The organism is Pseudomonas sp. efr-133-TYG-23 (genome assembly GCF_030209215.1).
In the GTDB taxonomy this organism is placed as follows: Bacteria; Pseudomonadota; Gammaproteobacteria; order Pseudomonadales; family Pseudomonadaceae; genus Aquipseudomonas; species Aquipseudomonas rhodesiae.
Window position 1 is genome coordinate 32,012 of the sequence record NZ_JARVSL010000018.1, and the last position, 17,754, is coordinate 49,765.

At 63.2% G+C, this 17,754-nt stretch carries 17 protein-coding genes and 1 pseudogene; 13 read left to right on the forward strand and 5 right to left on the reverse strand.

Annotated elements, in window-relative coordinates; translation table 11 throughout:
• Positions 1-150 precede the first annotated feature (150 nt).
• From cobJ to cobG, 4 genes are read right to left on the reverse strand one after another with little or no spacing between them, the layout of a single operon-like run.
• Positions 151-1,788 carry a precorrin-3B C(17)-methyltransferase gene (gene cobJ / locus QRN41_RS11780; protein WP_285421601.1) on the reverse strand — a complete coding sequence of 546 codons (1,638 nt, stop codon included), beginning with the start codon at positions 1,786-1,788 and terminating at the stop codon, positions 151-153.
• Complete coding sequence (locus tag QRN41_RS11785) at positions 1,788-2,522, reverse strand: precorrin-2 C(20)-methyltransferase (protein WP_285421625.1); 735 nt, start codon at positions 2,520-2,522, stop codon at positions 1,788-1,790. The genes cobJ and QRN41_RS11785 overlap by 1 nt, the downstream gene beginning before the upstream one ends.
• Positions 2,519-3,145 carry a precorrin-8X methylmutase gene (locus QRN41_RS11790; RefSeq protein ID WP_034095672.1) on the reverse strand — a complete coding sequence of 209 codons (627 nt, stop codon included), beginning with the start codon at positions 3,143-3,145 and terminating at the stop codon, positions 2,519-2,521. Before QRN41_RS11790 ends, QRN41_RS11785 begins: the two co-directional genes overlap by 4 nt.
• Complete coding sequence (cobG, locus tag QRN41_RS11795; protein WP_285421602.1) at positions 3,138-4,427, reverse strand: precorrin-3B synthase; 1,290 nt, start codon at positions 4,425-4,427, stop codon at positions 3,138-3,140. Before cobG ends, QRN41_RS11790 begins: the two co-directional genes overlap by 8 nt.
• Before the next feature lie 95 nt (positions 4,428-4,522).
• Between cobG and cbiE the strand changes: the two genes are divergently transcribed.
• Positions 4,523-5,728, forward strand: coding sequence for a precorrin-6y C5,15-methyltransferase (decarboxylating) subunit CbiE (cbiE, locus tag QRN41_RS11800; protein WP_167416821.1), 1,206 nt, complete (start codon positions 4,523-4,525; stop codon positions 5,726-5,728).
• Positions 5,725-6,459, forward strand: coding sequence for a cobalt-precorrin-6A reductase (locus QRN41_RS11805; RefSeq protein WP_167416820.1), 735 nt, complete (start codon positions 5,725-5,727; stop codon positions 6,457-6,459). The genes cbiE and QRN41_RS11805 overlap by 4 nt, the downstream gene beginning before the upstream one ends.
• 158 nt (positions 6,460-6,617) lie before the next feature.
• Here QRN41_RS11805 and QRN41_RS26305 read toward each other — a convergent pair.
• A pseudogene (locus tag QRN41_RS26305) lies at positions 6,618-6,745 on the reverse strand (DUF6124 family protein).
• A gap of 198 nt (positions 6,746-6,943) precedes the next feature.
• On the opposite strand from QRN41_RS26305, the gene QRN41_RS11810 reads away from it, so the two are divergent.
• From QRN41_RS11810 to urtD, 11 genes are all read left to right on the forward strand, one after another.
• Positions 6,944-7,246, forward strand: a complete 303-nt coding sequence (locus QRN41_RS11810; RefSeq protein WP_040265967.1) for a type II toxin-antitoxin system RelE/ParE family toxin — start codon at positions 6,944-6,946, stop codon at positions 7,244-7,246.
• A gap of 3 nt (positions 7,247-7,249) precedes the next feature.
• Entirely contained in the window at positions 7,250-7,537 is a 288-nt protein-coding gene (locus QRN41_RS11815; protein ID WP_167416819.1) for an addiction module antidote protein, read from the forward strand.
• A 97-nt stretch (positions 7,538-7,634) separates the two neighbouring features.
• The gene (locus QRN41_RS11820; protein ID WP_123479525.1) at positions 7,635-8,030 is read left to right on the forward strand and encodes a DUF2946 domain-containing protein; all 396 of its coding nucleotides are present in this window, start codon (positions 7,635-7,637) and stop codon (positions 8,028-8,030) included.
• A gap of 47 nt (positions 8,031-8,077) precedes the next feature.
• Positions 8,078-8,566, forward strand: a complete 489-nt coding sequence (locus QRN41_RS11825; protein WP_285421603.1) for a copper chaperone PCu(A)C — start codon at positions 8,078-8,080, stop codon at positions 8,564-8,566.
• Between the two features lie 11 nt (positions 8,567-8,577).
• Positions 8,578-8,979 carry a DUF2946 domain-containing protein gene (locus tag QRN41_RS11830; protein WP_034095664.1) on the forward strand — a complete coding sequence of 134 codons (402 nt, stop codon included), beginning with the start codon at positions 8,578-8,580 and terminating at the stop codon, positions 8,977-8,979.
• 93 nt (positions 8,980-9,072) lie between these two features.
• Entirely contained in the window at positions 9,073-11,133 is a 2,061-nt protein-coding gene (locus tag QRN41_RS11835; protein WP_285421604.1) for a TonB-dependent copper receptor, read from the forward strand.
• 115 nt (positions 11,134-11,248) lie between these two features.
• Complete coding sequence (locus tag QRN41_RS11840) at positions 11,249-12,625, forward strand: PepSY-associated TM helix domain-containing protein (protein ID WP_285421605.1); 1,377 nt, start codon at positions 11,249-11,251, stop codon at positions 12,623-12,625.
• 194 nt (positions 12,626-12,819) lie between these two features.
• A complete protein-coding gene (gene urtA / locus QRN41_RS11845; RefSeq protein ID WP_034136691.1) occupies positions 12,820-14,085 on the forward strand; it encodes an urea ABC transporter substrate-binding protein in 1,266 nt (421 codons plus the stop codon).
• Positions 14,086-14,205: 120 nt separating this feature from the next.
• Complete coding sequence (gene urtB, locus QRN41_RS11850; RefSeq protein WP_034111567.1) at positions 14,206-15,708, forward strand: urea ABC transporter permease subunit UrtB; 1,503 nt, start codon at positions 14,206-14,208, stop codon at positions 15,706-15,708.
• Positions 15,708-16,775, forward strand: coding sequence for an urea ABC transporter permease subunit UrtC (urtC, locus tag QRN41_RS11855; RefSeq protein WP_034095660.1), 1,068 nt, complete (start codon positions 15,708-15,710; stop codon positions 16,773-16,775). Before urtB ends, urtC begins: the two co-directional genes overlap by 1 nt.
• The gene (gene urtD, locus QRN41_RS11860; protein ID WP_034095659.1) at positions 16,772-17,605 is read left to right on the forward strand and encodes an urea ABC transporter ATP-binding protein UrtD; all 834 of its coding nucleotides are present in this window, start codon (positions 16,772-16,774) and stop codon (positions 17,603-17,605) included. The genes urtC and urtD overlap by 4 nt, the downstream gene beginning before the upstream one ends.
• Positions 17,606-17,754: the final 149 nt, after the last annotated feature.

Consider the following 17,754-nt stretch of genomic DNA (forward strand, 5'->3'; position numbering starts at 1 on the left):
CAAACAACGCTCGCCGCAACGCCGCGCGAAACGCTGCCCAGCAATTGCGGGGCACATCGCCGGACCTTCCGGTTTTCCTTGTGCAAAAAAGAAAAAAGCTCCGAAAACACCCGGTGATCGCCCAGGGGTTATCGGAGCTTTCGTGCAGCCTCAGGCGCCGGGTTTTTCGCCGTACCAACGCGGTGTATAGACCCATGTACCGCCATCGGCCCGCGGGAATGTGCAGGTGGTAGACGAGCCGATCAGCACCATGGTGCGCATGTCCACCTGGTCCGGGGTGAGTTGACCCAGGGTGGTTACGCGCAGCGTCTGGCCGGGGCGGCCAATGTCGCGGCCCAGCACCACCGGCGTTTGCGGCGTGCGATGCAGCGCGACGATTTCCAGGGCGCGGCCCAGTTGCCACGGGCGCGAACGCGAAATCGGGTTGTAGAACGCCAGGGCCAGGTCGGCCTGGGACGCGAGGTCCAGGCGTTTTTCGATGATCGACCAGGGCTTGAGGTTGTCCGACAGCGACATCACGCAGAAGTCATGCCCCAACGGCGCGCCGGCCTGAGCGGCGGTGGCCAGGGACGCCGAGACACCTGGCAGGATTTCCAGGTCGACCTGATGCCAGGCCGGGTCGTCGGACTCGTGCAACGCCTCGATTACCGCCGCAGCCATGGCGAACACACCCGGGTCGCCGGACGACACCACCACCACCGAACGGCCCTGGGCGGCCAGTTCGAAAGCATGGCGCGCACGCTGCATTTCTTCGCGGTTGTCGGTGCAATGCTGTACCTGATCGTCACGGAATGGGCCGGCCATGCGCACATAGGTTTCATAACCCAGTACATCGGTGCAGCGCGCCAGTTCGGCTTTCACCGCCGGCACCATCAACTCGGCGGCGCCGGGGCCCAGGCCAATCACAGCGAGGCGACCACGGGCGCGGCCCAGCTTGGACACATCCAATGGTTGCTCGGCAACATCGATCAGCAACTGCGCGCCGGGCTGCACATCGGCAAACCGCAGCGGCACGCCCAGCGCCAGCGCGGCTTCGTGCAGCGTCGAGTCGGCCATCTGCGTGTGGCTGGCCAGAAGGCAGGCCAGGGATTGCACGGCAATACCGGCTTCTCCCAAAGCGCTGCGCACGCGTTCGGCCAAGTACGGGCCCGGAGCACAGGTCACACACACGGTTTTCGGATAGATCAGCAATTCATTGGCCGCAGGTTTGCGCTCGGCACTGCCCACATGAATCGCCAGGCGCGCCTGTTGATCCTGGGGCAGATTGGCCTGTTCCAGCCACGGCGCCGCGCCTTCGATGCGCACGCTTTCACCGGCCAGCAGGTCGGAGACGAAACGCTTGCCCAACTCCAGATCGGCCAACTCATAACCACTCGGAGGGTTGAGCAGGCAAGTGCCGAAACGCAGTTCACCACTGGTGGTGATTGCCGCCGCCACGTTCAACGCAGCCGCGATCTCGCGGGCCATGACGTTGACCCCACCCAGCCCACCCAGCAACGGCACCACAGCGCTGCCGTCTTCGGCCACCGCGAGGACCGCAGGCTCTTCGCCTTTTTCCAGCAGCAACGGCGCCAGGGTGCGAATCACGATGCCGGCCGCGCACAACGCAATCAACGGCGTGCCCTGTTGATAGAGCTGGCGCAGGGTGGTGCCGAACTCGTTGTAGAGGGTGTCCGCACCCTCAATACGCCCCGCCAGGCCGTGGATCAGCGCGCCAGGGTAAACCTGCTGGATCTTGCGCGCCGTGGCCAAGCTGCCTTGGCCCAGGATGACAATCGCCGGGCGCATCATCCTTGCCACCGTTCACCGGGCACGATGATCAGCGAAAAATATGGCGACGACATCGGTTCCACTTGATCCAGCGGCACGATCTTCTGGTTGGCCATGGTCGCGCGTTCCACATACAGCGCGCGTTCGGCCAGGCCGAGTTCTTCGAGCACCTGGCGCACCTTGGGAAAATTGCGCCCCAGCTTCATGATCACCGCCGCGTCAGCGTCCGCCAGGCGGCGCTTGAGGTCGTCATGGGGCAACACGCCCGAAAGCACCGACAAGCTCTGGTTGCGATACACCAGTGGCGCGCCGAGCACCGAGGCGCCGCCAAGCATCGAGCACACGCCGGGGATGACGTGCGCTTCGTAGCGCTCGGCCAGACGGTCGTGAAGGTACATGTAGGAGCCGTAGAAGAACGGGTCGCCTTCGCAGATCACCGCCACGTCGCGGCCGGCATCCAGGTGCGCGGCCACATCGACGCTGGCGGTATCGTAGAAATCGCTGATCACCTGCTCGTAGGACAGCGGTGCCGGCAGCGCTTCGGTGGTCACCGGGTACACCAGCGGCATCAGGGTCTGCTGTGGCACCAGATGGTCTTCGATGATGCCGAAGGCGTTACCCTTCTTGCCCTTGGCCACGAAGTACGCCACCACCGGCGACTCACGCAGCAGGCGCAGCGCCTTGACGGTGATCAGTTCAGGATCGCCGGGGCCCACGCCCAGGCCGATCAAGCGTCCGCGCGCCGACATTATTCAACCTCCGTGGCGAGCGCATTCACCGCTGCGGCGGCCATGGCGCTGCCGCCCAGGCGACCTTGCATGATCACGAACGGCACGCCACGGCTGTCGGCGGCCAGCATCGCCTTGGATTCGGCGGCACCGACAAAACCCACCGGAAAGCCCAGGATCAACGCCGGTTTCGGTGCGCCGGCATCGAGCATCTCCAGCAGATAGAACAGCGCCGTCGGCGCGTTGCCGATCACCACCACGCTGCCCTCCAAGTGTGGGCGCCACAGTTCCAGGGCGGCGGCGGAACGGGTGTTGCCCAGCTCCCGCGCCAGTTCCGGCACGCTGTCGTCACGCAGGGTGCAGATCACGGGGTTGTTGGCCGGCAGGCGCGCACGGGTCACACCCTCGGAGACCATGCGCGCGTCGCACAGGATCGGCGCGCCGGCGGCCAGTGCATCGCGCCCGGCCTTGCCTGCGCCGTCGGAAAACTGCAAGCCGTCGATGGCCTCGACCATGCCGCAGGCATGAATCACGCGCACCGCGAGTTTTTCCAAATCAGCCGGGATACGGGCCAAGTTGGCTTCCGCGCGAATAATGGCGAAGGAGTTGCGATAGATCTCCTGACCGTCGCGGATGTAATCAATCATCGGTGTTGCTCCGTGGGTGGGCACGCAGCAAGGTGCCCGTCGCTTCAATAGAAAGGGTGCGCGCCTGCAGCCGGCCAAAACCGGGCTGGGCTGCATCGCGAAAATAGACGTCGTAGTGACCGGGGCTTACCGCAAGCAAGGTGACCGGCGCGGTGTGCGCAGCAGCGCAGGAGCGCGGGCAGCCGGACAGGTGCACCTCCACGCCGGGTTGCAGCGCGGCCAGTTGCACAGCGTCAGCTTTGGTATCGGCCAGGGCTTTGCCGCAGCCGCTGGAACCGGTGCAGGCGATCAGGCGCGCGAGGGGATCGTCGATTGCACACAGGAAGCCCAACTGCGCCAAGCGCTGGGTCAACGCGACCGGACGCTCGATATTGGGCAGCAACACGCCCTGCCAAGGGGTCAGGCGCAACGTCCCATCGCCGTACTCGCAGGCCAGTTGCGCGGCGCCCTTGAGCATCATCGAGTCCAGGCGACCCAGCGGCGCGCCTGCCGCGACATAGAACTGATTCTTTTGCTCTTGTGGATAACTTCCGATGTGCAGCAACGCGCCAGTGGCCGGGCGTTTAAAGCCCTCCACCGACAGCAGCGGCAGACGCAGGCGGCGCATGAGGTTATCCACATCCAGATGGCGCATGCGGGTTTGCTCGGGGGTCGCCAGGTCGAGAAAAGCTTCCAGTACTGCCACCACCAGCGCATGGCCCTGCTCCAGCGGCACCGCCGCCACGGGGGCATCCTGGCCTGGGCAGCCGGCCAGGCCGAACGCCAGCAATGTCTTGCCATCGCGCACAAACGCCGATAGCCACAGGTCATGGTGATGGTCGAGCATCGCCAGGGCCTCGCCGCCATCCAACTGGATCGCGAACTTGGCCGACAGTTGGTGAAACCGCGAATGGTTTTGCAAGGTGGCGAGGATCTGCTCGGCCAGCGGGCGGGTATCGAACAGCATCTGTGGGTCAATGCCGGCGCTGGGGCTGAGCATCAGGTTGCGCACGTCATCGCCGGCGGGGTTATTCGGCCCAAGATCGGCGGCGAGCAGCATGGCAATCAACGCGTCCTGCTCGGCGCCGATGCCGCGAATCTGCAGATTGGCGCGATTGGTCGCCTCGATCACCCCACCGGCATAGGCTTGGGCGGCGTCCGCCACCGCGTGGGCCTGGGCGGCGGTGATGGAACCGCCGGCCAATTTGATCCGGCAGATGCCGCCATCCAGCGCCTGGACAATACGCAGCAACCCCGGACAAGCCGAGGGGCGCAAGGTATTCACAGCGGGCGTTGGCTTCACGGGGCTACCGGTTCATAGGCAAAGGCGCGGTATTATGCCTGCTTTGTCCGGCGGCATGAAAAGCCTGCCCGTCGGATGTCGTTCAAGGAATCCCTATGTCGCCCTGGCTGACGGTAGTAGGCATCGGTGAAGACGGCTTCAAGGGGCTGGGCAGGAACGCCCGGCACGCCCTGTTGCGCGCCTCACGGATAATCGGCGGGCAACGCCAGTTGGATCTGTTGCCGATGTGTATTCGAGGCGAGCGGCAATTATGGCCGAGCCCGTTTTCCCTGGAGCCGGTGTTGGCGCGGCGCGGTGAGCCTGTGTGCGTGCTGGCCAGCGGCGACCCGATGTTCTACGGCGTAGGGGCCAGCCTGGCGCGGCAAGTGGCCGCACAGGAGTTGCTGATCTTGCCGGCGCCGTCGTCGGTGTCGTTGGCGGCGGCGCGGTTGGGCTGGCCGTTGCAGGACGTAGTGACGCTCTCCGTGGTGGCGCGCCCGTTGGCGGCGCTTAACGCGCATCTGGCCAGCGGCGTGCGGTTGTTGGTGTTGAGCAATGACGGTCGCAGCCCTGCCTTGATCGCCTCGCTATTGGCTGAGTCAGGCTTTGGACCTAGCCGGTTGAGCGTGTTCGAACACCTGGGCGGGGCGCAGGAACAGCGCATCGATGGGTTGGCGCAGGCGTGGCAACACACATGCGTGGCCGATTTGAACCTGGTTGCCATCGACTGTGTGGCGGATGCCACGGCGCCGCGCCTGTCGCGCCTGGCGGGGTTGCCCGATTCGGCGTTCCAGCACGACGGCCAACTGACCAAGCGCGACGTGCGCGCGATGACCCTCGCCCGCCTCGCCCCCATGCCCGGCGAACTGCTGTGGGATGTGGGCGCGGGCAGCGGCTCCATCGGCATCGAATGGATGCGCGCCCACCCCAGCTGCCGCGCGCTGGCGATCGAGGCCGATGAAGGCCGCCAAACCCTGATCGAACACAACCGCGACGCCCTTGGTGTACCTGGCCTGCAGCTGATACGCGGCAAAGCGCCGGATGCGTTGCAAGGCCTTGAAGCCCCGGACGCGATCTTCATCGGCGGCGGCGTCACCCGCGACGGCGTACTCGATACCTGCTGGCAACACCTACGCCCCGGCGGCCGACTGGTCGCCAACGCGGTCACCCTGCAAAGCGAAATAACCCTGATGAACTGGCGCGCCCGGCACGGCGGCGAACTGACGCGCATCCATGTAGCCCAGGCCCAGCCGTTGGGCGACTTCGATACCTGGCGCCAGGCGCTGCCGATCACTTTGCTCGAAGTGATCAAGCCACTATGAACAGGATTCTGCTGCTGGGGGGTGTGACCGAGGCCCTCGCCATTGCCCACACATTGGGCCCGCAGCACATCTACAGTTTGGCGGGAGTGGGGCGTGTGCCGACCGATCTCAGTTGCCAAGTGCGTGTCGGAGGTTATGGCGGCGCTGAGGGCCTGGCGCAGTTTGTCCGGGATGAAGGGATCAGCCTGATCCTCGACGCGACCCATCCCTATGCGGCGCAGATAAGCCGTAACGCCGCCGAGGCTGCGCGGTTGAGTGGCATCCCTTGCTGGGCCCTGCGCCGTCCGGCGTGGCAGCCGCAGGCCGATGATGACTGGCGCGAAGTGAGTGACTGGGCCGAGCTGATCGAAGCCCTGAAACCCTTCAAGCGCCCGCTCTTCACCTTGGGCCGCGAACCGTTGCAGCACCTCGACGAAATCCCCGCCGAGCAATTCTGGACACTGCGCGCATTGGATGTGTACCCCGGCAATGATCGCTGTGAAGTGATTGGCGCACGCGGGCCGTTTCTGCTCGAAGACGAACGCGCGCTGTTTGAACGGCGTGGGATCGATGTACTGATCAGCAAGAACAGCGGCAGTGCCGCCACCGAGCCGAAGCTGGAAGTGGCGCGGGAACGCGGGGTGCCAGTGCTGGTGTTGAAGCGGCCAGTGTTGGCGGCGGTGGACCGAGAATTCACAGCCGTGTCAGCGCTGCTACAGGCAATACACACTCGTGGAGCACCACAAACCTAATGTGGGAGGGGGCTTGCCCCCGATGGCGATAGTTCAGCCAGCAAATCAGCGACTGACACAACGCTATCGGGGGCAAGCCCCCTCCCACCTTGTTTGTTGTGGCGTTAGTGGCTTGTGGCTATCGCCTGTCCGACACCACTGTGCACAGGATCCGCCAGTCACTGCGCCAGTTTGATCAACTGCGCAACGCCGAGCAATCGCTACTCAGCGCATTGGCCGAGGCGAGTGCTTCGCTGAGGTTGACCAACAGGTCTCCGGTGCTGATGCCAGCGGCTACGGTAAACAGACGCCGATACCACCCTTACCCCGCCTTAAACGCAGAATCCACCTACAGACACTTCCGAGCCAGCTGGCTGGCTCAGCCAAAAGCCCCCGCCCTAACCTCCCGTTTCGCGGTTTTGCGTCAGCGCCCGCGGAGGGGGATGCACTGCTTTTGCAGCGCGTCGCATCTTGCCACTTTGTATCCCAAGGAATACGATCCAAGATGATTCAATTTAAGAAGTCAAAACACTTTCAAGAATGGCTTGATTCGTTACGCAGTAAACCCGCGCGAGCACGCGTACTGGCGAGGTTGGATAACGCGCAATGGGGCAACTTTGGAGATTGCGAAGCGCTCGGAAATGGCGTTTTTGAAATGCGCATCCACTATGGCCCTGGCTACAGGGTTTATTTCACTCGCAGAGGCGAGGTGGTTTATCTGCTGTTGATCGGAGGCGACAAATCAACGCAGAAACGTGACATTCAGCGTGCTAAACAAATTGCAGAAGACTTTGAGAAAAAGGAGTAATTCATGAATGAATTCACTGACTTCGATGTGGCAGAGCACCTAAGAACGCCCGAAGATATGGCCGAATATCTTGAAGCATGCTTCGAAGAAGATGCGGGCGACGGCGTGCTGATTCGTTCGGCGCTCAATAACATCGCCCGCGCCCAAGGCATGACCCAAGTAGCCCGCGACGCGGGCCTCGGCAGAGAAAGTCTGTATAAAGCCCTCTCCAGCGGTGGCAATCCCGAGTTCGCGACTATCATGAAAGTCATGAAAGCGTTGGGCCTCAAGCTGCACGCCACGGTGATCTGATAGCACTGCGACACCAAACCACACCGCCGCTTTTTACTTATCCCCGCCGATCAGGCTAAATACCGGCCTGATCGTTTAACCCTACGGATTGTCCGCCATGGCCCGTCAACGCTTTGCAATCGTCTGGATCGCCTGCTTTGCAGTGCTGTTCAACGCGTTTGCCATGCCGCTGGCCGGGGCGATGCAGCAATCCAAGGACCCTGTGCAGCAACTGCTGTGGGGTAGTTTCTGTTCATCCAATGGCGCCAGCCTCAAGACTATCGAACTGGGCAAACTGGAGATTCCGGCACCGCAGCCGGACGATCATTCCACCATGCAGCATTGCTGGTGTTGCTCGGGCTCACCGTCGTTGGTGGCATTGCCGGGGCATGTGCCGCAGTTGTATGTGACGCGCTTCGAGCCGCTACAAAGCCTGTCGCCGCCGTTATTGCAGACCCCCACCCCGCGCCAGCAATGGCCGAGCCTCAACCCCCGCGCCTCTCCACCGGTCTAGTCTTTTTCGCAAGTGAACTGCGTTTAGAACCGTTCTGGAGAACTGCCATGCTCAAATCTTCCCTGCTTCTGGCCGCGTTGCTGCTGCCGGTGTTCAGTGCTGCCAATGCTCAAGACTACAAGGCCGGCGACCTGCTGGTCAGCGATCCCTGGTCCCAGGAGTTGCCACCCAATGCGCCCACCGTCGCGGCGTATTTCGTGGTGCATAACACCGCAGAAACACCGGACCGCCTGCTCAGCGCCGAGACGCCAGTGGCAGAAAAGGCGCAGTTGCACGAGCACGTCATGCAAGGCGCCCTGATGAAAATGCAAGAGGTGCCCAACGTGGCCGTGCCGGCCAAAGGCGATCTGACGTTCGCGCCCATGGCCTACCATGTGATGTTGCTGGGCCTCAAAGACCGCAGCCTGCTGGCCGATGGCAAACAGTTCCCGCTGACCCTGACCTTCGAAAAGGCCGGCAAGGTCGAGGTGCAAGTGTCAGTGCAGAAAATGCCGCCCATGGCCGGTCACGAGCACCAGCACCAGCACCCGCAATAGGCTGAAGCTCGATGGGCGCCCCTCGCGCCAGGTTGTCTCCCCGCCGCCGTGTAACGCGCGGCAGTTGGATCAGCCTGTTCGCCATGCTGATGATCTTTATCGGTCCGCTGATTTCCCAAGCGATGCCGATGGATCATCACGCCGGTATGTCCATGGCAATGCCCATGGAGATGCCCGCTGACCACGGCGACTCCCATCATCCCAAGGCCCCTAGCGAGCACCACGCGCTGTGGGCCAAGTGCGGCTACTGCGAGCTGCTGTTCAGTTGCCCGGCCCTGCCCGGCAACGCATCCTTCGTGGCCGTCGGCGCCCCACCGCCGGCCAACGCCCTCACCCCCGCCACGCGCCTGGGCCATGCCCGGCAGAGCATCTTCCCCGGCGCCCGCAGCCGTGCGCCGCCCATCGCAACGTAAGCACTCAACCCCGTTACTTCACCCCGGCCGACTTTAGACAGACAGCCGCAGGCTGCTGGCCGTGTTGTTTACGATTGATTGATGGAATTTGTCATGTCCAGGTTTTCTGCTGACTCCCGTTTGGGAAGCCCCCCCGTGTTCGCCGTTCTGTGCGGCGCACTGCTGGTTCCGATGGCCCACGCCGACGAACATGAATTGAGCCCCACGGTGATCACCGCAATCGCCCCCAGCTCGCCGCTGACCGTGGTCACCAACCCCAAGGATCCCCGCCAACCGGTGCCCGCCAGCGATGGCGGCGACTACCTCAAGACCATCCCCGGCTTCGCCCTGGTACGCAACGGCGGCACCAATGGCGACCCGGTGCTGCGCGGCATGTTCGGTTCGCGCCTGAATATCCTCACCAACGGCAGCATGATGCTCGGGGCCTGTCCCGGTCGTATGGATGCGCCCACCTCCTACATCTCGCCGGAAACCTACGACACTCTCACCGTGATCAAAGGCCCGCAAACCGTACTCTGGGGCCCGGGCGCCTCGGCCGGCACGATCCTGTTCGACCGTGAGCCTGAGCATTTCGGCGAACTCGGCACGCGTCTCAACGCCAGTGTGCTGGCCGGCTCCAACGGACGCTTCGACAAGGTCATCGATGCCGCCGCCGGCGGGCCGTTGGGCTACGTGCGAGTGATCGGCAACCAGGCCCACGCCGATGACTACAAGGACGGCCATAACGACACAGTCGCCTCGCGCTATGACAAGTGGAACGGTGACGTTGCGGTGGGTTTCACCCCCGACGCCGACACCTTGCTGGAACTTACCGCTGGCCGTGGCGACGGCGAAGCGCGCTACGCCGGGCGCGGCATGGACGGTTCGCAGTTCCTGCGCGAGAGCCTGGGGCTGCGCTTCGAAAAGTCGAATATCGGCGAGGTGCTGGATAAGGTCGAAGCCCAGGTTTACTACAACTACGCCGACCATGTGATGGACAACTACAGCCTGCGCACGCCGTCGGGCACCGGGATGATGGCCGGCCCCATGGCCTCCAACGTCGACCGACGCACCCTCGGTGCCCGCATCAAGGCCACTTGGCGCTGGGCCGACGTGCAGTTGATCGGCGGCCTGGACGCCCAGACCAACGAACACCGCCAACGCAGCAGTATGGGCATCGACACCTACAAAAACCTGCCGCGCGACAAGGACGCCGACTTCCACAACTACGGCGTGTTTGGCGAACTCACCTGGTATGCCGCCGACCGTGATCGCCTGGTCAGCGGCGCGCGCCTGGACCGCGCCTCGGCCAAGGACTTTCGCCAGACCACCGGCTCGGGCATGAGCAAACGCGCCAACCCCACCGCCGATGAGACCCGCGCCGACACTTTGCCGTCGGGCTTTATGCGCTATGAACACGACCTGGCGGACAGCCCCACGACTGTCTACGCCGGGCTCGGCCATTCGCAGCGTTTCCCGGACTACTGGGAGCTGTTTTCGCCCAACACCGGCGCGGTCGGTTCGGTGAATGCATTCGAGGGTGTGAAGCCGGAAAAAACCACCCAGCTCGACGTCGGCGCGCAGTACAAAACCGACACGCTCGAAGCCTGGGCATCGGGCTACGTCGGCCAGGTGCGCGACTTTATCCTGTTCGATTATAAGCCCGGCATGATGGGCACCACCTCCCAGGCACGCAATGTGGACGCACGCATCATGGGCGGCGAACTGGGCGCGGCTTACAAATTGACCCAGCACTGGAAAGCCGATGCGACCCTGGCCTACGCCTGGGGCAAGAACAGCAGCGACGGCAAGGCCCTGCCGCAAATGCCGCCGCTGGATACCCGCCTGGGCCTGACGTACAGCGAGGATAACTGGAGCGCCGGAGCCCTGTGGCGGGTAGTCGCGGCGCAAAACCGCATCGACCAGAACAAAGGCAATGTGGTCGGCAAGGACTATGACAAGAGCGGCGGGTTTGGCGTGTTCTCGCTGAACGGGGCTTATCGCATCAATAAAAACTTCAAAGTCAGCACCGGCGTCGACAACCTGTTCGGCAAGGCCTACGCCGAGCACCTGAACCTGGCCGGCAACGCCGGGTTCGGCTACCCGGCGAGCGATCCGCAAGCCCTCAAGGAGCCGGGGCGCACGCTCTGGACCAAGGTGGACATGAGCTTCTAAAAGCATCAGGGCAAGCCCCCTCCCACATTTTGAAATGCGCACCCAATGTGGGAGGGGGCTTGCCCCCGATGGCGGTACATCTGAAACAAAAAACCAAAGCCTTGCGGAGCCCCTGATGAGCACTCAAAAAGTTTCCTTCTACAACCTGGCCTGGCGCTGGCATTTTTACGCCGGCCTGTTTGTCGCCCCCTTTATGGTGCTGCTGGCCCTGACCGGCATCATCTACCTGTTCAAACCCCAGCTCGATCCGCTGATGTACGGCGACCTGCTCACGGTGCAAAGCGCCGAACACGCGCTGAGCGCCGACGAGCAACTGCAACGGGCCCAGGCGGCCTTTCCCCAGGGCAAGATCAGCAAATACCTACCGCCGGCCACCGCCACCAGCAGCGCACAGTTTGTGATGCGCAACGATGGCCGCGAAGTGACGGTGTTTGTCGACCCCTATCGCGGCACCGTGCTCGGCGAGCAGGACGCCCAATACAATCTGCAAGCCATCGCCCGTGCATTGCACGGTGAATTGATGATCGGCACCACCGGCGATCGCTGGGTAGAACTCGCCGCCGGTTGGGGCGTGATGCTGGTGGTGTCCGGCCTGTACCTGTGGTGGCCGCGCGGCAAGTCTTCAGCCGGCGTGCTGTGGCCACGTCTCGGCAGTCGCGGGCGGCTGTTCTGGCGCGATCTGCACGCGGTGGTGGGCTTCTGGGGCGCGGCGTTTCTGCTGGTGATGCTGCTCAGCGGCATGACCTGGACCGGCTTCTGGGGCAAGCAATACGCCGAGCTCTGGAACCGCTTCCCCGCAGCGATGTGGAACGACGTGCCGCAGTCCGATCAGCAAGCGCGGGCACTCAACACCGCGACGCAACAGACCGTGCCCTGGGCCATGGAAAACACGCCGATGCCGATGTCCGGCGACCATGCCGAACACATGAATCACGGCGCCATGCATTCGGGCCCGGCTGCGCCGACCGTGCGCCTGCAACAGGTGGTCGACCTGGCCACCGCGCGCCAAGTCGAGCCCGGCTACAGCATCACCTTCCCCACCACGGCCAACGGCGTTTTCACCATCGCCGTGTTCGCCGACGACCCGCGCAACGACGCGACCCTGCATGTGGATCAATACACCGGCAAGGTCCTGGCCGACGTGCGCTGGGCGCACTACAACCTGGTCGCGCGGGCCACCGAGACCGGCGTGATGCTGCACGAAGGCAAGATGTTCGGCTGGGTCAACCAACTGCTCGTGTTGTTGATCTGCCTGATGATCCTGCTCAGCGCGGTCAGCGGCGTGGTGATCTGGTGGAAGCGCCGGCCCCAGGGCGGGCTCGGGGTGCCGCCATTGCGCCATGACCTGCCGAAGTGGAAAACCGCGATGGCCATCATGCTGGCGCTGGCGATCATCTTCCCCTTGGTGGGCGCCTCGTTGATTGCGGTGTGGGTGCTGGATCGCCTGGTGCTGTCGCGGTGGTTCGGGCAAGGCCAATCGGCGCGCCCATGACACAAGCCGGGGCCAACGCACCAGTGCAGTGCCGGCCCCGCACCACGGCCAGGTTCAGGCGCCGATTCGGTGCAGAGCCTGGCCGCCAGCGCGGTGTGAGCGCCGTATTCACTCGTTAGGGCAAGCAGGCACAGCCCTTGCAATCACCGGAGTATCTGTCCAACAACAACACTTGGGTACTCGGAGATCGCACCATGAAGCGTCGCAGCTTGATCAAGGCTTTCACTCTTTCGGCATCCATTGCCGCCATGGGCATGACTTGGACCGTCCAGGCCGCCGAGACCATCAAGGTCGGCATCCTGCACTCGCTGTCCGGGACCATGGCTATCTCCGAAACGTCGCTTAAGGACATGGCGTTGATGACCATCGACGAGATCAACGCCAAGGGTGGTGTGAACGGAAAAATGTTGGAGCCTGTGGTGGTTGACCCGGCGTCGAACTGGCCGCTGTTCGCTGAAAAAGGTCGGCAGTTGCTGACCCAGGACAAAGTCGCCGTGGTGTTCGGCTGCTGGACCTCGGTGTCGCGCAAATCCGTATTGCCGGTGTTCGAAGAACTCAACGGCCTGCTGTTCTACCCGGTGCAGTACGAAGGCGAAGAGATGTCGCCGAACGTGTTCTACACCGGCGCGGCGCCGAACCAGCAGGCGATCCCGGCCGTTGAATACCTGATGAGCGAGGAAGGCGGCGGCGCCAAGCGTTTCTTCCTGCTCGGCACCGACTACGTGTACCCGCGCACCACCAACAAAATCCTGCGCTCGTTCCTGCATTCCAAAGGCGTAGCGGATAAAGACATCGAAGAGGTCTACACCCCGTTCGGCCATGCCGATTACCAGACCATTGTCGCCAACATCAAGAAGTTCTCGGCCGGCGGCAAGACTGCCGTGATCTCCACCGTCAACGGCGACTCCAACGTGCCGTTCTACAAAGAGCTGGCCAACCAGGGCCTCAAAGCGACCGAAGTGCCGGTAGTGGCGTTCTCTGTTGGCGAAGAGGAACTGCGCGGCATCGACACCAAGCCGCTGGTGGGCAACCTCGCCGCCTGGAACTACTTCCAGTCGGTGGAGAACCCGGTGAACCAGAAATTCGTCGCCGACTGGAAAGCCTATGCGAAGAAACACAACCTGCCGGGCGCCGACAAAGCCGTGACCAACGACCCGATGGAAGCCACCTACGTGGGTATCCATATGTGGGCGCAGGCGGCGGAGAAAGCCAAGTCCACCGACGTCGACAAAGTGCGTGAAGCGCTGGGCGGCCAGACCTTCGCCGCGCCGTCGGGCTTTACCCTGACCATGGACAAGACCAATCACCACCTGCACAAGCCGGTGATGATCGGCGAGATCCAGGCCGACGGGCAGTTCTCGGTGGTGTGGCAGACCCAGGAGCCGATTCGAGCACAGCCGTGGAGCCCATACATCCCAGGCAATGACAAAAAGCCGGACTATGCGGTGAAGAGCAACTAAGCCCCACCACAGGCCAACTGTGGGAGGGGGGCCCCGATAGCTGAGTGTCAGGCACTGCATGTGCTGACTGATACGCCGCCATCGGGGCAAGCCCCCTCCCACACGATCAGGACATTTTGTATGCCCACTGCCCTGCACCGTTTCATCGTCACAGCCTTGCTGTTGCTGCCTTTGGTGGTACACGCCGGCGATGCCGAAGACTTCCTGGCCGCCAACCCGACGCAACAGGCCAAGCTGTTGCAGGACTGGGCCGCCAACCCCGACCCTGCGCGCATCGAGCTGGTGGACGCCCTGCAACAGGGCCAACTCACCGTCAATGGCGAAACCAAGACCGTGCGTTTGAACAATCGTCTACGCGGCTTGATCGATAACGTACAGGCCAGCCAACAACTGCTGGCCGCCGACCCCAAAGTGCGTCTAGCGGCTGCGCAAACCCTGCAAAAAAGCGCCCAACCGGCGCAATTGAAATTCCTCGACCAGCAGGTCGCCGCCGAAACCAATGAGGACGTACACACCGCCCTCAGCCTGGCCCTGGCCAACCTGCAACTGGTCGACGCCGACCCGGCGATACGCCTGGCCGCCGTGCGCCTGCTAGGCAGCACCGGCGACCCGCTGGCGCGCACGCGCCTGGAAGCGCTGCTGGCGCCGGGCGTGGAAACCGACGCCGCCGTGCATACCGCCGCCGAAACCAGCTTGGCCCAAGTCAAACGCAAACTGATGCTGGGTGAAATCCTCGGCCAGGCGTTCAGCGGTATGTCCCTGGGCTCGATCCTGCTGCTGGCCGCCCTCGGCCTGGCGATCACCTTCGGCCTGCTCGGCGTGATCAATATGGCCCACGGCGAGATGCTGATGCTCGGCGCCTATTCCACCTATGTGGTGCAGTTGCTGATGCAGCGCTACGTGCCCGCGGCCATCGAGTTCTACCCCTTGATCGCGTTGCCGGTGGCCTTCTTTGTCACCGCCGCCATCGGCATGGCCCTGGAACGCACGGTGATTCGTCACCTGTACGGTCGACCGCTGGAAACCCTGCTGGCCACCTGGGGCATCAGCCTGATGCTGATCCAACTGGTGCGTCTGGTGTTCGGTGCGCAGAACGTCGAAGTGTCCAACCCGGCATGGCTGTCCGGCGGTATTCAAGTACTGCCCAACCTGGTGTTGCCGTACAACCGCATCGTGATCATCGCCTTTGCGCTGTGCGTGGTGGTGCTGACCTGGCTGCTGTTGAACAAGACGCGCCTGGGGCTCAACGTGCGTGCCGTGACCCAGAACCGCAACATGGCCGCCTGCTGCGGTGTACCCACCGGGCGTGTGGATATGCTCGCGTTCGGCCTGGGTTCCGGCATCGCCGGCTTGGGCGGTGTCGCACTCAGCCAGATCGGCAACGTCGGCCCGGACCTGGGCCAGAGCTACATCATCGACTCGTTCCTGGTGGTTGTACTCGGCGGCGTCGGCCAACTGGCCGGTAGCGTCATGGCCGCCTTCGGCCTGGGCATCGCCAACAAGATTCTGGAGCCGCAGATCGGCGCGGTGCTGGGCAAGATCCTGATCCTCGCGCTGATCATTCTGTTTATCCAGAAACGCCCGCAAGGACTCTTCGCACTGAAAGGACGGGTGATCGACTGATGAACCAGCCATTGATGCTCACGGCCACGCAAAAGGCCGGCCCCAAGGTGACCATCGCCGTGGGCGCGGTGATCCTGGCGCTGCTGCTGGCGTTGCCATTGCTGTCGCTGTTGCCGGTGGACAACGCCTTGCACGTATCGGCCTACACCCTGACCCTGGTGGGCAAAATCCTGTGCTATGCCATCGTCGCCCTGGCCTTGGACTTGGTGTGGGGTTACGCCGGGATGCTGTCCCTCGGCCACGGTTTGTTCTTTGCCCTGGGCGGTTACGCGATGGGCATGTACCTGATGCGCCAGGCCGCCGGTAGTGAGCTGCCGGCGTTTATGACCTTTTTATCGTGGACCGAATTACCCTGGTATTGGGCCGGCACCGATCACTTTCTCTGGGCCTTGTGCCTGGTAGTGCTGGCGCCGGGGTTGCTGGCCCTGGTGTTCGGGTTCTTCGCCTTTCGCTCGCGAATCAAGGGCGTGTATTTCTCGATCATGACCCAGGCCCTGACCTTTGCCGGCATGCTGCTGTTCTTTCGCAACGAGACCGGCTTTGGCGGCAACAACGGCTTCACCAACTTTCGCAGCATCCTCGGCTTCGGCATCACCGAGCCGGGCACGCGGGCGGTGTTGTTCCTGGCCACGGTGCTGTTGCTGGTGGCGAGTCTGTTCATCGGCTGGCGCCTGGCGCGCAGCAAGTTCGGCCGGGTGCTGACCGCCCTGCGCGACGCCGAGAACCGCCTGATGTTCTGCGGCTACGACCCACGCGGCTTCAAGCTGTTCGTGTGGGTGTTGAGCGCGGTGCTGTGCGGCCTGGCCGGGGCGCTGTATGTGCCGCAGGTGGGCATCATCAACCCCAGCGAAATGTCGCCGACCAACTCTATCGAAGCCGCCGTGTGGGTGGCCCTGGGCGGGCGCGGCACGCTGATCGGTCCGCTGCTGGGTGCCGGGGTGGTCAACGGCATGAAGAGCTGGTTCACCGTGGCCTTCCCGGAATACTGGCTGTTCTTCCTCGGGGCGCTGTTCATCATCGTCACCCTGTACCTGCCCAAGGGCGTGATCGGGCTGCTGAAGAAATGAGGAATGTGATGCTTGAACCTATTCTCGATGCGGGCAGCGGCCGCGACGCCATCGGCTTGGGCCAGGTGGCCGGCAAGGGCCTGAACACCCGCCATGGCACCATCCTGACCCTGGAAGATATCAGCGTGAGCTTCGATGGTTTCAAGGCGCTCAACGACTTGAACCTGTACATCGGCGTCGGCGAACTGCGCTGCATCATCGGCCCCAACGGCGCGGGCAAAACCACGCTGATGGACGTGATTACCGGCAAGACCCGCCCCAGCCACGGCAATGCCTGGTTCGGCGAAACCCTGGACCTGACCAGCCTGAGCGAAGTGCAGATCGCCCAGGCCGGCATCGGTCGCAAGTTCCAGAAACCCACGGTGTTCGAAGCTCTCAGCGTGTTCGAAAACCTGGAGCTGGCGCAAAAGACCGACAAGTCGGTATGGGCCAGCCTGCGTGCGCGCCTGAGCGGCGCACAAAAGGATCGTATCGATGAAGTGCTCGACACCATCCGCCTCAGCGCTTCGGTGCATCGCCCGGCCGGGCTGCTGTCCCACGGCCAAAAGCAATTCCTGGAAATCGGCATGCTGTTGATGCAAGACCCGCAGTTGCTGTTGCTGGACGAACCGGTGGCCGGCATGACCGACGCCGAAACCGAATTCACCGCCGAATTGTTCAAGGGCCTGGCGGGCAAGCATTCGCTGATGGTGGTGGAACACGACATGGGCTTTGTCGGCGCGATTGCCGACCATGTGACGGTGTTGCACCAGGGCAGCGTGCTGGCCGAAGGATCGCTGGAGCAGGTGCAGGAAAATGAGCGGGTGATTGAGGTGTATTTGGGACGGTGATACATCGGCCAGCTTCGAGCCTAAAGCTTCAAGCGGCAAGTTAAAGCAAAGCAGGCATCCGTCCGCTCTAACTTGCAGCTTGAAGCTTGAAGCTTGCCGCTTAACGCCAACTAACGGAGTTCGTTGATCATTCCCACGCGGAGCATGGG

What these genes read in the sequence shown, in the direction of transcription:
- cobJ (WP_285421601.1), bottom strand. Translation starts at nt 1,788, where the DNA reads ATGCGCCCGGCGATTGTCATCCTGGGCCAAGGCAGCTTGGCCACGGCG.
- QRN41_RS11790 (WP_034095672.1), bottom strand. Translation starts at nt 3,145, where the DNA reads ATGATTGATTACATCCGCGACGGTCAGGAGATCTATCGCAACTCCTTC.
- cbiE (WP_167416821.1), top strand. Translation starts at nt 4,523, where the DNA reads ATGTCGCCCTGGCTGACGGTAGTAGGCATCGGTGAAGACGGCTTCAAG.
- QRN41_RS11805 (WP_167416820.1), top strand. Translation starts at nt 5,725, where the DNA reads ATGAACAGGATTCTGCTGCTGGGGGGTGTGACCGAGGCCCTCGCCATT.
- QRN41_RS11810 (WP_040265967.1), top strand. Translation starts at nt 6,944, where the DNA reads ATGATTCAATTTAAGAAGTCAAAACACTTTCAAGAATGGCTTGATTCG.
- QRN41_RS11815 (WP_167416819.1), top strand. Translation starts at nt 7,250, where the DNA reads ATGAATGAATTCACTGACTTCGATGTGGCAGAGCACCTAAGAACGCCC.
- QRN41_RS11820 (WP_123479525.1), top strand. Translation starts at nt 7,635, where the DNA reads ATGGCCCGTCAACGCTTTGCAATCGTCTGGATCGCCTGCTTTGCAGTG.
- QRN41_RS11825 (WP_285421603.1), top strand. Translation starts at nt 8,078, where the DNA reads ATGCTCAAATCTTCCCTGCTTCTGGCCGCGTTGCTGCTGCCGGTGTTC.
- QRN41_RS11830 (WP_034095664.1), top strand. Translation starts at nt 8,578, where the DNA reads ATGGGCGCCCCTCGCGCCAGGTTGTCTCCCCGCCGCCGTGTAACGCGC.
- QRN41_RS11835 (WP_285421604.1), top strand. Translation starts at nt 9,073, where the DNA reads ATGTCCAGGTTTTCTGCTGACTCCCGTTTGGGAAGCCCCCCCGTGTTC.
- QRN41_RS11840 (WP_285421605.1), top strand. Translation starts at nt 11,249, where the DNA reads ATGAGCACTCAAAAAGTTTCCTTCTACAACCTGGCCTGGCGCTGGCAT.
- urtA (WP_034136691.1), top strand. Translation starts at nt 12,820, where the DNA reads ATGAAGCGTCGCAGCTTGATCAAGGCTTTCACTCTTTCGGCATCCATT.
- urtB (WP_034111567.1), top strand. Translation starts at nt 14,206, where the DNA reads ATGCCCACTGCCCTGCACCGTTTCATCGTCACAGCCTTGCTGTTGCTG.
- urtC (WP_034095660.1), top strand. Translation starts at nt 15,708, where the DNA reads ATGAACCAGCCATTGATGCTCACGGCCACGCAAAAGGCCGGCCCCAAG.
- urtD (WP_034095659.1), top strand. Translation starts at nt 16,772, where the DNA reads ATGAGGAATGTGATGCTTGAACCTATTCTCGATGCGGGCAGCGGCCGC.